This window comes from Lactiplantibacillus sp. YT640, from assembly GCF_049745435.1.
Taxonomy (GTDB): domain Bacteria; phylum Bacillota; class Bacilli; order Lactobacillales; family Lactobacillaceae; genus Lactiplantibacillus; species Lactiplantibacillus plantarum.
Map to the genome: position 1 here is coordinate 215,786 of NZ_JBMNVY010000003.1, position 15,443 is coordinate 231,228.

Here is a 15,443-nt window from a genome sequence, read left to right on the forward strand (position 1 = left end):
TACTGAATAGTGTCCACTTGCTAACGATTATCGGAATCTAATGTACCGTGTACATCGTTTCAGTCCTATCTGAAACTCGGAAACCATTTTTCAACGGCACCGCTGCTGGTAATTTACCAATAGTAGTATTACCAGCATGACCTACGTACACATGCGATTGGCCATAATGCGTATCAGCCTTAGCTTCATCAGCCTTACTTTCAACGCTTTCATCGCTGGCATACCGATAATGTCCATTGGTTGTAAAGGTCTGCGAAGGCAAGTCTGGCCGTAGCCCAGCGGCGGCTTGTAGTTGCCGACTCACCTGTACGCGACTGTCCGGATAAACCTCTACCATACTACGGCCAGCAACATCAAACGTTCGCCACTGAAATGTCAATCGTTTTACTCGATATCGCTTAAAAGTTTTACGACTTTTAAACAGTGTTAACATATCGTGATTCGTCAAATTAGTCCTCATTTGATCTTTCAAATCACCGACAACTTTGGCCCCTTTAGACGAAAGCCCTTCCTGATTCAAGCGCTTGACCATTGCGTAAAAGACGGCTTGCTGCCGAAAACCACGGTGTTGATCGTTGTCAATATGTCTTTCGCGTGCATAGGCTAATGCACGTGCACCAGACATCGATTGCAAACCTGCTTTAAATTTTTCTGGTTTTCCCCAGTAATCTTGTCCGATAAAATCACGATCAACATTAACTTCAACGGGACCAATATCATCGATTGCCCTAATAAAACCATCCCAATTAACAGTTAGATAATAATCAATTGGTAAATTCAAATAATGTTCAACGGTCGCTATCGCCGCTGCATCACCACCATAGGTATACGCCGATTCAATGCGCTGATAACCATGATATTGCTGCGAATGGATCTTAACAAAAGTATCCCGTAATAAACTACATAAGGTCATTGTTTTAGTTTTATGGTTTACAATGACTACCATCATTCCATCCGTGCGCGTTGTCGATAATTTGCGCTTGCCACTATTATCTAACCCCATCAATAAAAAAGTACTGACCGGTTGCTGGGTCAAATTATGATGCGACTTAATAACTCGTGACTCATGGAACGAGTGCAACATGTCAAATAACCGAATACCTTGAATTGTGAAAGCTACTAACATAAAGGTTATACAACTCGTTACTAGTACAATTAGTCGTTTTCTTTTCCATTTAGGTAGTTGCCGCCTTCTCATAAACTCAGTCCCCCCGCATTTCATTCATATCGCGCTTAAATTGATCAGTAATTGCCATTGTCTTGGCCCAAATTTGTTGCTCAGTACGTTGATTTCTAGGCGTCTTAATCTGATAAGTGTTCATAATTTGTGCAGGTTTCCCTCCTAGAACATAAATGACGTCTGAAAGACGAACCGCTTCAGAAATATTATGCGTTATCAAAACAATCGCTTGCATTTTAAATTTCCTGCGTTCCCATAATGTGATCAAATCTTGCCCTAACCGCTGCCCTGTTAAAACATCCAGTGCTGAAAACGGTTCATCCAAAAGGAGCAGTTCTGGCTCAACAGCAAGTGCACGCGCAAAACCAACGCGTTGTTTCATCCCTCCAGATAGTTCATAGGGGTACGCATTTTTCAACCCTTTTAAACCAATCAAATTAATTAAATTGTCAATTTGATTGTCAACATATTGACAGTCAGAATTAAGCTGACTTTCTAGGCCAAACATGATATTTTGACGTACTGTCAACCATGGAAATAGCGCAAAGTTCTGAAATACCATACTCATACGGCGATTAGGAGCCGTGACTAAATTACCATCAAAAGTAATGGCGCCATAGCTGGGCCGAATAATCCCCGCAATCATTCGTAATAGTGTTGATTTTCCGACACCAGACGAACCAATAATACTAATAAACTGGTGGGTTTGAACCTGCAAACTAACCGCTTCCAAAATCAGTTCAGACTGCCGTTGTTTTGAAAGTATAAATGACTTTGAAACGTGATCAACATCTAATAAAACTGCTTTTTTCAACTTAAACTCCTCCTCGTATTAATAATGAAAGCGACGTTCAGCAAATCGATATAATGGTTGCCAAATCAACACAACGCATAACCCAACAATGACACAAATAATCAGTACTCCAGTTGCTTCTGCAGGCTTATTATTGATATTTTGGGCAATGTAAGCACCAAGTCCAGTAACCGCATACTGGTGGGTACCCCAGCTAATCAATCCAGCCGCAATATCAGCATTCTAGGCTGCCCCAGCAGCATTAATAATTGCGGTAATGAACGATGGAAACAGTGATGGAATTAAAAAGTGTGTCCACCAACGCCACCCTGACAGGTGAAAAATATTAACAACATCTTTGATATCACTGGGAATTGCCAGATACCCCGCGATAATGTTGAAAAAAAAGTACCATTGAGTTCCAGTCATTATCAATGGAATGACCCACCAATGCTGTGTCGTCCCTGTCAACGTAATCATTAATGCAACAATTGGAATATAAATATCCGCGGGAATTGATCCTAAAACTTGTCCAACCGGTTGAATCAGTTTTAACCGCCGCGCATTACTAGCAACCCATACGGCAAGTGGAATAAAAATAAGCGCCGAAAGTAAAACAGCTATCAACACACGACTAGTTGTTAGGAAGGTCCATTTAAACAAAACACTCAAATTAATCCAATCAAGATATTTTATTAGTAATACACCCAAGCGATATAGACCAACAGCTATTACTAGCCACCATGCAATACGCCAATATACCGTATATTTTTTTTATATTTGTATAATCCGTGAAAAGCCCAGTTTTTGCCATTGCTTTGGAGCACCATATAACCACCAATACCGGATATGACGATGTAATCGCTTAACTAACAGCGGCACTTTAGCCATAACCATCAAATCATAGACTTGCGATTGCTGTGGTAGTTGGCTATCGGTACTCGTACCGTATTTATAATGTGCCGTTCCTTTAATCAGCGGTTGAAAAATAAACACATTGACCAATAACACACAGATAACTAGCGCAATCACTGCATTAATAACAGCACCAAAATTAGCTGTATCAAGCGCAATCTGGATGTATGATCCAATTCCTGGTAGCACTAATGTTTCATTTTTAGGAACCACGATCGTCGCTTGTTCACAAGCGACTAGGGCAAACCAAGCGGCCGATTGAGAAATGACAATATTCCATAGAATGCTTGGCGTCGCATAAAGAAATTCTAAGCGCCAGAATCGTTGCCAGCTATTACAGCCAAATTGCTTAGCCACTGTCATCAAGTCTTCGGGCGTAACCCGAAGTGACTGATAGAGAGCCAACATAATATTCCAGGCCTGTGCAGTGAAAACGCCGAAAATAGCAACGGCCTCAACACCCAGCACATTATTGGGAAACAATCCCATGAACCATGCAGTTGTAAACGTTAAAAATCCCAATAACGGCACTGACTCCAATAAATTAACAATCGGCAAAATAACATAGCGTGCACTTCGATAGCGCGCTGCTAATATGCCAAAAATCAAAGAAAACAATATTGAGTAGCCCATTCCAATGAATAGTCTCGTTGTTGTTCGTAACGCAGCCGCTACTAAATGTGACATTGTTAAGTAGTCTTTACCTCCCGTAGTATCTAAATAACCCTGAGTGGGTAATCGACTGAGCGGCAGGTTCATCTTGGCAATGCACCAGCCAATCATAAGCAATATTCCAATACTTAGTCCAAGCCACATCATCGTTCCCACCACAGAACGTACTTTAATCCCTCTTTTTAAACTTGTCATGGTGACTCCTTTCCATGTTCAAGTTGTTTTTAGGCAAATAAAACCCCATTAGCAAATTGCAGCTAATGGGGTAAAAAACTAAAATGGATAACGATTTTTGCATCGACGCATTCATTGAGTTTTAGCACTTTAAGACGTAAGAACTAGTCTAGTTATCTTGAAAGAGCCTTAATTCGGCAAATTCTGCTTTACTCATTCCTGTCTCTCGACATTTCTGGGCGATAACCTATATTCTTAAAGTAACCTCACCTAATTGCAACTGATTTTTATTGCTGATGTAATCAACAATGCTATCATAGTTTCAAGATCTTTAACCGTCAATAGAAACCAGCTAATGATAATCATTAACAAGTGATTATTTATACTTTTTAGGTTTCCTTTATAATCGTAACTTTTTCTTAACTATTTATCTCTAAACAAATTACTCGTACTGTCTAGCTTGAAATTTGGACTTTAATTGCCACAAAAATCCTGTTACTTAGTGAAAAATTCTCGGTACCGAAAAAATGGAGCGCACGTTAGGATACTGTGTCGCAAGAACCAAGCCAACCCCCATAAAATCGCCAATTATGGCCGAACCTCCCTGACTAACAAAAGGTAACGGAATTCCCGTTAAAGGTAACAGCCCAATCGTCATGCCAATGTTTTCAAACATATGGAAAGCTAGCATTACGGCTACTCCAGTGGAAACATAGACATAAAATCGACGTCGACTAGCGAATGCTGAGCGAAAAATTAGATAAAACAAGTACATGTAAACGATAAGTAAGACACTACAGCCAATGAGCCCAGTTGTCTCACCAACAACCGAAAAAATCATATCTGATTCCCTAACTGGCACATAAACAGCGTTATGAGTTACACCATTCCCAGTTAATCCACCCACCCCAACCGCTCGCATACTTTGCCACAATTGATAGCTTTGATCCGAGACGCCATTGCTTGGGTTAAGCCACGTATTGATGCGATCAAACTGGTACAATTTAAATCCGATATGAGATAACAGAGATTGGCCCGTGCTCGATGTCGCTAACAAAATTAAAACAACCCCAATGGATCCGGCCACCAATAACACACGCCACAAAAAACTAAACCGGCATGGTGAAACAATGAGCATACCAATAAAAATTGTCAGAAAAACTAACGTCGTTCCAAAATCATTGATGATTTTCAACGCAACAATAATTGGAAAAGTGTAAATAACTAAGCGACGTGTCAACCGCCAATCCGCATTAAAATTATTGTGGGGTCCCCACTGTTGATCTTGAACGATTAACCGGCCCATCATTAAAATATAGAGCGGTTTCATAACTTCAACTGGTTGAAAAGTCAGTGTACCAATTGCAAACCAACTTTTAGCCCCTGTTTGAACATAATATTCTCGACTATAGAAGACCAATAAAAGTATCAATAACAGCATGCCAATTGAATAGCCAATCGGGGCCCACTGCATCAATTGTTTTTCACTTAGGTGAAGCATCGTTGTCGCTATCAATGCACCCACAAGGTACCAGAGACACTGCATCATTGTCGTCCGAACAGGATCAATCACTTTTAAATCATGCAGACAAGCATAGTAAACAGCCCACATACCAATACAACAGAGTATGATGACACATAATATAATCCCCCAGCCATAGTCGCCAATATGTTTATGCTCTTGCCACCGACCAAGTTCTCTATTATTCATTTGTTACCCCCCATAAATAAAATTTATACCGGGCTTAGTATAGCGGTAAATCCAAGTATTTTATATTTTAAGTGGCTTTTTTATGCTTAATTAATCGATTTAACCGGATTCTAAATATTGCATTAAAATCTTAATAATCGTGGCTAAGCCTCTTGCTAGCCACGATAAATTAATTGATACAACATTTGATCATTATTACGGTTAATATTTTGCACGTTGTTGACTAATCGTCTTAAAATCTTAGCGTCAATCTAATATTTGACGCTACCTTTAAATCTTTTGAATAAATATTTATTCCAGCAGAAAATTATGCTATACTTATTAAGTACCATATGGAGAGTTGGCAGAGTGGTAATGCACCGGACTCGAAATCCGGCGAACCGGCTAATACCGGCGCGCAGGTTCAAATCCTGTACTCTCCTTAAATTGATTATCAGTACCAACCTTGAGCGTCGTCAATCGTTGAATTGACGGCGTTTTTTATTTTTCATAATCGCTTTAAAACTATATAAATAGATATAATGGTGCACTTTTTGGTGCACTCTTGCTAAAAAATACTAAATTATGCTGACTTTTTGCACTTAAAAGTGCACCAAAAACATTTAAACGTGCCTTGACACCTTATTCCATAAGGGTTTNGCTTTAAAACTATATAAATAGATATAATGGTGCACTTTTTGGTGCACTCTTGCTAAAAAATACTAAATTATGCTGACTTTTTGCACTTAAAAGTGCACCAAAAACATTTAAACGTGCCTTGACACCTTATTCCATAAGGGTTTAGGCTCAAGCAAAAAAGCACACTTACACCTAGGCGGGTAATACATAAAAAAATCCCCCACGCCGAAACGCAGGGGAATTAATCAAGTTATAACTATCATCTAGAAACTACACTAGAGACAATTAATATTATACTTATTACTTGCTATTCTGTAAAGTCTTGTAGTTATCTAATTAGCTATATTGACAGCTAATAATGCTAAATCTAAACTCTCACTAACAAAATATACAGGCAAGCAACACAAAAAAATCTTCCACCCATCAAGCAGAAGATTATCCTCATCACTTCCGGCACCACTAACCGACAATCTTGGGGGGATTTGAAAGCTGTGATACTAATAACAGGACAAGGGACATAATAACACTTGTCGGTTTATATCACAATACCGAAAGTAATCTATAGAAAAATATTAATAAGCCCTTGTTATATTAATCAGGTTTAATGTATAATAACTGTGTTCTCTATTATCTTAGGAGAAACAGAACACCCATTTTATTTATTTAAACATTGGGCCAGTCTTGACTGGCTCTTTTTTATATATTTTGTTAACAAAAAAATCCCCCACGCCGAAACGCAGGGGATTAGCAAATTCAATGTTTAATTATACTACTTTTCGCCTGCTTGTGAGGCGGATTCTGACGCCGTTTCAGTGTCAGATGATGCAGAACTATTCACTACAGCGACTGTAGACGTGGGTGCTTGTAATTCGTCAGCGGCCTGATTAGCGGTCGCTTCAATTTGGCTTTCCTCATCACTTTTAACTGTTGGTGCCGAAACTGTTTGAACGTCAGTAATAACTCCCAGCATACCAAGGATGGTTAGAACCGTGTTGATAACAGCAACAATGGCTGACCAGTCACCGGCAAACTTGATGCCAAATACAGCTAGTACCTGTTGAATCAAAACGATCAGCAACGAAATAATCCCAGCAATCAACTTACCATTCAAGCTTCCATCGGCATTCTTAAAACTAATTTTTTTCATAATATCCTCCTATAAAAACTTCTCAGCAACATATACCAGCAACGTAACTAGAACGCCGGAAACTAGGACACCGATAACCCAATTTTGTATCTGAGTAACCCGTCCTATTTCGTGTTCAACCTCGATGGACTTGGCCAGTGCCTTGTCTGCTTTGTCGCCAATATCGTCAACTTGATTCAATTTTTCTTCGATGTTCTCAACTTTCGTTTTGGTGGCAGCCACATCCTTTTGAATATCCATTAATAACTTAGTTGTATCATCGTATTGTGCCATTACCGCACCACCAATCGCTGGCCGGGATAGATAGTGGTGTAAATCGTCTTGCCGTTCTGACTAGCTAATGTAGTCATGCTTAGGCCGTTGTGCTGAGCGATTGACCACCAGCTGTCGCCAGACTTGACTGTGTAATACGTATGACTAACCAGCTGACCAGTAACTCGCTTCCCGTAGTCATGTCCGTTGGTGCCACCTAGCTTGATAAAGCCATATAGGCCGTTTGAGCGGGTGTAGCGTGCCCATACATAGTCGTGTTCGATAATAACCGCGTTGTAAGTTACACTTTCACCTTTGTAATAGGTAGCCACTTGACTAACTTTGTCGCTATCCGTATATCGTACGGCCAGAGTCCGATTAGGATAGAACACCCCTCGCTGGTCATATTTAACGACCTTAAAGGTGGCTTTCTTAGCTGCCTGAGCCTTATTAACGTTGGTTTGAGCTTGTTTCTTGCTAACAGTCGTGTAGCCTGATTTAGTAATGCCCGTTAAATCGACATTGCCGTCTAATCCACCTGCTTTATACATACTAGTGAATTGGAAGATAGCCACGCCGTCCATGCTAGGGAACCAGTTGTAATCAGGCTTAGTTCTAACCAGATAGTCCGGATACTCAGGTATCCATAGACAGCTACCGTATGCCTTTAAAATCAAGCTAACATTAACGTGGGCGTTTAAATAGGCCTTGCCGGAATACAACATAGGTGTATAGCCAGCGTCTTTAATAAGCTTCATCTGGGCTAGAATGGCATTAGTGTTGGCTGTCGCACTATTAGAAGCACCGTCCTCATAGTCTAGTGCGACAATGCTGCCCTTGGGCGTCCTAATCCGTGGTAAGTAATAGTCCATCATCGCCTTAGCATTAGTCATATTGCCACCAACACCGTCCCATAAATAGGTATGCACCCGTTTACCAGCCTTCTTAGCACTAGCCACTTGGGTATTGTAAGTGGTCTGAGGGATATTAGTACCGCCATAGAAGCCACCAGCCTGCGAGAATACAAACTTATCGGTACTATAGCCGAATGTCCCACTATTACCGTTATACTTAGACCAATCAACCCCCTGTTCACGACTAGTTGAAGCCTGACTGTTTAAATTGACCATTAAAAAGACCATAAAAATGGCGCCCACCGTTAAGATGAGTGCCTTTAGCTTGTGTTTATTCAATTGGCTACCCCCTCATTGCACTTGATCCGCTGCTGCCTTATCTGCTTCTGCTTGTGCAGCCTTGTAGGCTGTAATTGCATCAGATACCTGAGTAACCTGAGCTTGGGTAATCAGTGATTTTACTAGATAATTGCCAGCGTATACAGTTGCTAAGTCCGATGGAATCAACCCGTTGTTAACACTGCTAATTAATCCTTCGGTTAAAAATTCGCTTAAATCAAAACTCATGACAAAGACCCCCCTAGCGCTACAATAGCCGCTTTTATTTTTGCGTAATCCGATTGAGTCAAAATTTCTGATGGATTAGGACTCCAACCAGTAGCTACACTGCCTTTTTCAAGTTTAAATCGGCGAAACTCATATGATCCTGCACCGATTTGGGCAAAGGCAAGGTTAGGCATAAAATACGCATAATCATTTGGTAAATTTGCGGTAAACGTAATAATAATCTTCCCGTCATTGTCTGCTCCTTTCTTTGGCGCCAGAAGTCCAGTGCGTGCGCCAGCGGCAGTGTAATAAAATGGTTCTAGGTTAATTGGGGACGTTACGTTTTGAGTTTCGACTTGTAACGTATAAGTTTCGCCATCTTTAATTTCGTAGACTTGATTGGATAAATACGTTGTGCCCCAGCCACCTGTGAATGATGCTTTCTGCCAGCACGAACTCGTTCCAGTTGCTAGATTGGTAACAACCGCACTGTTATCAACCTGCGTTTGCAAGCTCTGGAATGCAGGTGCACTGGTTAGTCCAGCGTTATCAACAGTCCCAGTATCGCCTTTCAAAGAAGCCAACCAGTCCGTTTGTGAACCATGGTAGCCATTATTTACTGCGACTTGGTAGGCAGACAGACCATCATTACCTTTGTCGCCCTTGTCAATTGTGCTTGCGGCTTTATTTAGTTCTTTAACAAAGTCATCAAAAGTAATTGTTGTAATAACTGAGCCATTGGCACTTTGAATGTTATTGGTAATAGTAAAACCAGTTGACCCATCACTAGGGTAAATTGACGTCCCAGTACTATCAACCACCCAGACTTCAATGGCATAGCTACCAGCGGTTAAACTAGTCATCAAGTCAGCATTAAAGTTAACGGTAACTTGACCAGTCGTTGGGTCGGTTAAACTAGCTGGGTCAACTGTGGCCGACTTAAGATAGCCACTAGCATTACCCAGTTTAACAGTAATTGAAGTGGCCTTAGTTAAGTCCGTTGCCACATTATCATTGCCACAAATTAACGTAAAACTGGTCGTGGTATCGCCAATTTTAACAGTCTGTGGTGAAGTATCGGTAAAACTAAGCGTTTTCGCCATCTTTAGGTGCCTCCTTTTCAGCCAACTTGGCATTTAGCTGGTCAATTTTAACTTGTGCCATCGCCAATTGCTGGTCTTTAATGGCAATCGCTTGGGCATAGTTACTCGTTAGCTTGTTAATTAAAGCTTGTGCATCGATATTCATAATTTAAGCCTCCTTTGTGGTAGTTGTGGTAACTGGCTTTAAAGCGGTCAGACTGTCAATCAGTGTGTTCAACACCTTTAACTTAACATTATCTGCTCCACCAGCACCTCCAGCAATGGCAGTGTTAAACTCGTCCATGGTAATACTTACCTGTGAGCTGATACCCAGCGTGTTAATTTGAATGCTGATCGTCATAATGTTGTTCGTGTAATCTGGTTTATAATTTGTAATCAAAATGCTATCCATTTAATCTGGCCTCCAATTTGTTTAATCTAGCTTCCAATTCCATGTTGTGACCGTTTAATTGGTCAATTTCTTTCTGTTGTTCCTGCACAGTCGCTAAAGTGGCGTTCAATAACACACTGTCATCAACCCCATTTAGCTTGCCGTTTTCATCACGGCTGATAAATATGTCCGGCAATCGCCACTGCTTAGTGTCATTCACGTCATCGACAATGGAAGACAACCTAATATGACTATTACTATCGTCAGATTTGTACTGATAGGTTGCCAAGTCAATTGAGTTAACTAGTTGCGCCCAGTAAGCTGTATCAGCCTTTTGCACGTCCTTCTTAACGCTCAATAGAGATGACTTAACTAGGCTATCATAGTGAACGGTACCAGCATAGATGTCTGCGGCACCGCCTGGGCCCTTGGCAAAGTGAATAGGAGCACCATCAGTACTAGTAAATGTGTGATAGGTATTTATGTTGAAGTTGCCAATATCTAAAGAACGATTGAATTGGATATTATAAGTACCCGATCCATCCATACCAAAACTGGCTGTCTTCATATTCATATTATTGCCGACATACCAGATATTCTGTGTGCCATTAGGGTTGATATTGCCATAGGGAGTAATAATTACGCCCTTCGGTGTAACATCAGCAGAAGTACCGTTAAAGGTGATTTGTTGATTGTCACCATGCAGGGTAATACCATCATTTGCATTAACAATGACATATCCTGTGGTTGTACTTACCGGATTAGAAAAAGTTGTATCTTTAGCTGACGTATAACCTGATTGTAAATCAAGACCTTGGCCGTTAATTACTGAATCATAAGCTAAGTATTGCCCATTACCGATCATTGAGCGATATTTATAGGCAATCGCTCCAGATTCAACACTTGATTGCAATCCAACCATACTGTCAAAGTACGTCGACTTATACGCCCCGTCTGGCGTAATAGTCATTGGATAATATTTAGCGGTGTTATTGGAATCGCTAATGATGTCGCCACCATGGAACGTTGTCCCATTGATAGTTGAACCATTAATCGTACTAGCATTGATTGTTGGCGAGGTTAATGTGCCACCAGTAAGCACCATATTTTTAGCTGTTATAGCGCCATTTTCATCTACTGTAAATGTTTCATTATTGGTACTAAATTTGTTAGCTGAAATGTCTGCCGCTTGTAATTGTTTGCGAACAAGGACCGTTTCAATATTAGCGCTAGGAATAATAACAGGGTTATTAGTATCAAAGTAAATCGTATTACCAGCTAGTGTCAATTGACCGCCAGATGAAATTAATGTGTTCTTAGCTTGGAGATTAATCTGGCTAATCAGACCATCTTTGGTAACTCTAAAGTTAATCTTGTCAGCTAACTGCGTGATTTGAGACTGTGTGTCTTCTGGTGCTGGTGTCCAACTTACCTCTTTTGAAGACTCAGAGATAATAAAGTTAGAAACAGTTACCGTTGCAGTTGTGTTGTCTAATCGTAAGTTAAGACCTCCTGAAAAGTCATCGGTTGTTGTAAAAGTATGTGAGTGATGCTGTTTTCCAGATACCAGCGGTGAGTCCCAAGGGACGCTCTGCCATGTTCCACCTACAAATTGAATAGAATAGGTACCTGTTGCATTTGTTGACGTAATATCAAAGGTTAAAGTAACAGTAGTCCCCTTTGCTATTGTGCCCGATGTTGAATACATGTACTGTGCCTGATTTGTAGAATTATTACCATTCATTGTGAATGGTGTAGCGGTTCCAAGTGCTAGGTTACGGTTGCTTATCGCTAGGTTGTTAAATGATACCTTGCTAACAAACATATCAGCAGTCTGTTCTTTATAAGTCGTGAAGTCACTAGATTCAACCTTACTCTCGATTGCTTCGGCAGTTGTAGCTTGATAGGCTGAGAAAGCACTAGTAGCTACCTTGCTGGAAATCAGGTCAGCTGTAGTTTTTTGATAAGCTGAGAAAGCTCCATTAGTAACCATTTCCCCTATCTGACTAGAGGTCTGGTATTTGTAACTAGCATATTCTGAGTTCGAAACCTTAGATTCTAACCCGTTTTGTAGTTGAGCAATCGTCATAGTTGAGCCGTCTTTTAGGTCGGTGACTGCTTGACTAGTGACGTTACCAGTATCTATTGCTTTAATTGCTTGGCTAGAGGCGCTGTCAGCGGCACTTTGAGCTTTGTCGATAGCTGTAGATGTAACAGCTATTTCTGAATTGGCATAATCAAAGACAGATTGTGCTTGACTAAAGGCTTGACTAGCTGTTGAAGCCGCCTGACTTGTGGCGTTTGCGGCACTAGCAAATCTATTGTCAGCATTATTTTGAAAAGCACTTTGAATATTTGCTAATTCTTCATTATAAGCGTCCTGATATTTCTTATATGCTGCACGGTCAATATCACTAGCGTTGTCAGGGTCTGCCAGAGCGTCAGCCATAAATTTGTTTAAGTTGTTATACGCTGTAGTTACAGCGGTCGTGTCAATCCCATCATCTTTAGCGTTCTGTACGAGAACGTTGTATTGAGATGTTAAACCAGCGAATTGTGCAATGTTGTTTTGCTTTTCAATGACGCTCATTAAATTAGGATCATTTAAATTGGTGACCCCACCAGCGGCACTGTCAGCTGTGCTTTGAGCCTTGATAATTTTGAGACCATCATCGGTTAGAATGACCTGTGTTGCATTAGATTCAGCCATTTAATTCACCTCCCTTCTTAATCATTGCTAATTGAAACCATTGGCAAACGTTCTTCAATTGGTATTACAAAGACACGTTCTAAAGAACCACAATTGAAAGTAACCAATAGTTCCGGCTGGTTATTCTGATTATAAATAATGTTGCATGTTTCTGGTTCGATAACATCATCGGTTAACCCTAAATTCATATCCAGCAAATAGTTAGAGGCAAATTCTTGCCCGCCATGAATAACATTAATGGCGTACACCATACGAGGGTCTTTCATGTTGTAATCGCCTGAGTGAAAGTACACATATGGAAAGTCAATGTCTTGTGATTGGTAGGTTTGCTCGCCCACGCCAAACCCATAGTTGGCAATATTAAAACTATATAGCACATCATAATTACCCTGTTTAACCTCATCTAGTCGTAGCACATCATGTTTACCATTCACGTAGCCACACAGTACGTACCCATGTTTGAAATCAACGCTGACTCTTATATAACGATCGACAGTGCAAAAACGTGTAATGCGATTATCATCATTGTCTAGGGTCGTATTAGCAAGGTAGGGTATGCGACTAACTGCATATTCGTTAACGTTTAAATTAGGCTTAGTTGCAGACCAAATGTAAATAGTCCCATCTACTTCTTCAATCGAGAAGCTTGAACCATGCCCGCCATGTGAAACAATCATCTTGCTAATCGGATTAAAATTAGTGTCATGTAAGACAAACATGGTATCGCCAGTTGTGCTTTGGTTAATTGCCCGACTAGTTATATACTGACCATTACTCAAAGGACACATATATTGTGCTACGTCAGTTATTCCTAGTGCACTGTCGTCTGGGTTAAAACTACCCAAACTACGAATAGCACTAGTTTCTAGCTTAATCTCTGGTTCATTTTGAATGTAACGGGTCTCAATAGTCCCGTGCAATGTGCCAACGGCATTGTATGCTGCTTGTACTAAATAGCCAGTTTGATTGAAATTAGTATCAAGGGTGCCGTCAGTATTATAACGGCGCCAAATAAATCCCTTGTTATCAATATAGGCCGAAATATTAGTGTTACCTTCCCAAGCCTGTAAGATTAACCGCTTAGTCTGGATGGTATCAGTGAAATTGTTGCCATCAGGAGTTAAGGCCACCGGCTTTACTGAACTAGCGTCCTCCTTTGCCTTTTCAATGGCGCTGTTAATCGCACTTTGATAACCTTGCATCCAGGCTGGTGTTGCAACTGGTACCGTGACGTATTCGCCAAAACCAACTGTGTTGCCATACGGATTAGCAAAACTAATTGTCCGTTGAATTACTCGGCCACTTGCATCTAATGCCGGCTCAATTAACTCATCTTTAAACCTAATCGTGGCACCTAATGGCGGGTTAAATTTAGACGTTACATTAACCTCATAATATGTCCGTGGGTGATTATACAATTGCAACATTTCTTCGGCCCAAGCTTTAATTCCGGAAGGGTCTTCAATTGAGTTAGCAGTGATAACACCCTCGTAATACAGTCCACTCTGCCAGTCCGGGTTATATTTCTGGTTAGCCTCATCATCAACAATGTAAGGTTTGCCATCATTAACTGCTGACATTGTATTGCCGTTGTCACCATAAGCAATCAGCTTGGTAACAGGTGTTGACACCGTTGTTCGCTTTAAGCTAGTCATATTCTTACCAAATACTGCCTCGTTATAGACCACATCAGCATTAAGCTGGTCAGTAATGACACACACCTTTTTCGTGATGTTACCTTGTGAGTCAATCTCAACATAAGGATCGATCTCAACGTTATAGGTCTGGATTAGTGTCTGCACTAAGGTACTAGCTTTTGTTTTACCATCAATGGTAATCGATGGAGTCATCACATTAGTAGTCTGATAGTCTAGCGTCCAGCCAGTAGCGTTAAAGCACTGGTTAAAAGCCGTCTGAATCGAACTAGCACTAGCCGTAATTGCCACTGGGTAATGATGAGCTAGTGTGTATAAGCATAGATTGGTAAAGTTAATGGTCGTTGTATGTTTAACAGCGGCACTAGAAGCGTCATCAGTTGAATAGATATACATGACATACCAATGGCCTGATAGCTCGTCATAATAAGCTAGGTTGTTGCCAGCGACTACTTTATCTGAATCAGGCTGGCCTTGAAGCACGTCTAATGAACCTTGATGATCGAACTTCTTAGACTGGGCATTTAGATTAATCGTGCCGTTAAAGTTGTCATCAGAGCCCACATTAACGTCATCATCATATGACGTACTAGTTGTGTCTGAATCAGCTAGTTGTATCTTCACGCTATCGTTTGAAAACTTAGTAGCCCCATCAACGGTCAATGTACCAATCCGCTTTAAATTAGGGTCTAGAATTAAATACTGGTTATTTAAAGCCATCTATTTTAACCTCCTTGTTTAGT

Annotated in this window: 14 protein-coding genes, 1 tRNA gene and 1 riboswitch; of the genes, 1 reads left to right on the plus strand and 14 read right to left on the minus strand. The window is 40.6% G+C overall.

Translation table 11 applies throughout. The annotated features are described in order from the left end of the window. Positions 1-37 precede the first annotated feature (37 nt). From ACOV1R_RS03840 to ACOV1R_RS03860, 5 genes are all read right to left on the minus strand, one after another. Positions 38-1,222, minus strand: a complete 1,185-nt coding sequence (locus ACOV1R_RS03840; protein ID WP_217203169.1) for an LCP family protein — start codon at positions 1,220-1,222, stop codon at positions 38-40. After that, positions 1,203-1,994, minus strand: coding sequence for an ABC transporter ATP-binding protein (locus ACOV1R_RS03845; RefSeq protein WP_003645638.1), 792 nt, complete (start codon positions 1,992-1,994; stop codon positions 1,203-1,205). The genes ACOV1R_RS03840 and ACOV1R_RS03845 overlap by 20 nt, the downstream gene beginning before the upstream one ends. 222 nt (positions 1,995-2,216) lie before the next feature. Then, positions 2,217-2,636, minus strand: a complete 420-nt coding sequence (locus ACOV1R_RS03850; RefSeq protein WP_236039309.1) for a hypothetical protein — start codon at positions 2,634-2,636, stop codon at positions 2,217-2,219. Between the two features lie 111 nt (positions 2,637-2,747). Then, positions 2,748-3,755, minus strand: coding sequence for an ABC transporter permease subunit (locus ACOV1R_RS03855; protein WP_225914083.1), 1,008 nt, complete (start codon positions 3,753-3,755; stop codon positions 2,748-2,750). 100 nt (positions 3,756-3,855) lie between these two features. Next, positions 3,856-4,019, minus strand: a riboswitch (M-box (ykoK) riboswitch). Between the two features lie 214 nt (positions 4,020-4,233). Next, positions 4,234-5,445 carry an FtsW/RodA/SpoVE family cell cycle protein gene (locus tag ACOV1R_RS03860; protein WP_003645640.1) on the minus strand — a complete coding sequence of 404 codons (1,212 nt, stop codon included), beginning with the start codon at positions 5,443-5,445 and terminating at the stop codon, positions 4,234-4,236. Positions 5,446-5,779: 334 nt separating this feature from the next. Here ACOV1R_RS03860 and ACOV1R_RS03865 point away from each other — a divergent pair. Then, positions 5,780-5,867, plus strand: a tRNA-Ser gene (locus ACOV1R_RS03865). A 965-nt stretch (positions 5,868-6,832) separates the two neighbouring features. Here ACOV1R_RS03865 and ACOV1R_RS03870 read toward each other — a convergent pair. The 9 genes from ACOV1R_RS03870 to ACOV1R_RS03910 are packed head-to-tail and all read right to left on the minus strand — an operon-like array spanning position 6,833 to position 15,420. Beyond that, positions 6,833-7,210: a phage holin gene (locus ACOV1R_RS03870; protein WP_054519161.1), complete on the minus strand. Its 378-nt coding sequence runs from the start codon at positions 7,208-7,210 to the stop codon at positions 6,833-6,835. A 9-nt stretch (positions 7,211-7,219) separates the two neighbouring features. Then, positions 7,220-7,483: a hemolysin XhlA family protein gene (locus ACOV1R_RS03875; RefSeq protein WP_054519162.1), complete on the minus strand. Its 264-nt coding sequence runs from the start codon at positions 7,481-7,483 to the stop codon at positions 7,220-7,222. Further along, positions 7,483-8,655: a GH25 family lysozyme gene (locus tag ACOV1R_RS03880; RefSeq protein ID WP_054519163.1), complete on the minus strand. Its 1,173-nt coding sequence runs from the start codon at positions 8,653-8,655 to the stop codon at positions 7,483-7,485. The genes ACOV1R_RS03875 and ACOV1R_RS03880 overlap by 1 nt, the downstream gene beginning before the upstream one ends. Positions 8,656-8,667: 12 nt before the next feature. Further along, positions 8,668-8,883 carry a hypothetical protein gene (locus ACOV1R_RS03885; RefSeq protein WP_097557986.1) on the minus strand — a complete coding sequence of 72 codons (216 nt, stop codon included), beginning with the start codon at positions 8,881-8,883 and terminating at the stop codon, positions 8,668-8,670. Beyond that, positions 8,880-9,965 carry a hypothetical protein gene (locus ACOV1R_RS03890; RefSeq protein ID WP_054519164.1) on the minus strand — a complete coding sequence of 362 codons (1,086 nt, stop codon included), beginning with the start codon at positions 9,963-9,965 and terminating at the stop codon, positions 8,880-8,882. The genes ACOV1R_RS03885 and ACOV1R_RS03890 overlap by 4 nt, the downstream gene beginning before the upstream one ends. Beyond that, complete coding sequence (locus ACOV1R_RS03895; RefSeq protein WP_021357806.1) at positions 9,949-10,110, minus strand: hypothetical protein; 162 nt, start codon at positions 10,108-10,110, stop codon at positions 9,949-9,951. The genes ACOV1R_RS03890 and ACOV1R_RS03895 overlap by 17 nt, the downstream gene beginning before the upstream one ends. Positions 10,111-10,113: 3 nt before the next feature. Next, on the minus strand, positions 10,114-10,356 hold the full coding sequence (locus ACOV1R_RS03900) for a hypothetical protein (protein WP_097558274.1): 243 nt from the start codon (positions 10,354-10,356) through the stop codon (positions 10,114-10,116). After that, positions 10,349-13,045: a phage tail protein gene (locus ACOV1R_RS03905; protein ID WP_128485027.1), complete on the minus strand. Its 2,697-nt coding sequence runs from the start codon at positions 13,043-13,045 to the stop codon at positions 10,349-10,351. The genes ACOV1R_RS03900 and ACOV1R_RS03905 overlap by 8 nt, the downstream gene beginning before the upstream one ends. A 17-nt stretch (positions 13,046-13,062) precedes the next feature. Beyond that, the gene (locus tag ACOV1R_RS03910; RefSeq protein WP_128485026.1) at positions 13,063-15,420 is read right to left on the minus strand and encodes a phage tail spike protein; all 2,358 of its coding nucleotides are present in this window, start codon (positions 15,418-15,420) and stop codon (positions 13,063-13,065) included. Between the last annotated feature and the right edge of the window lie 23 nt (positions 15,421-15,443).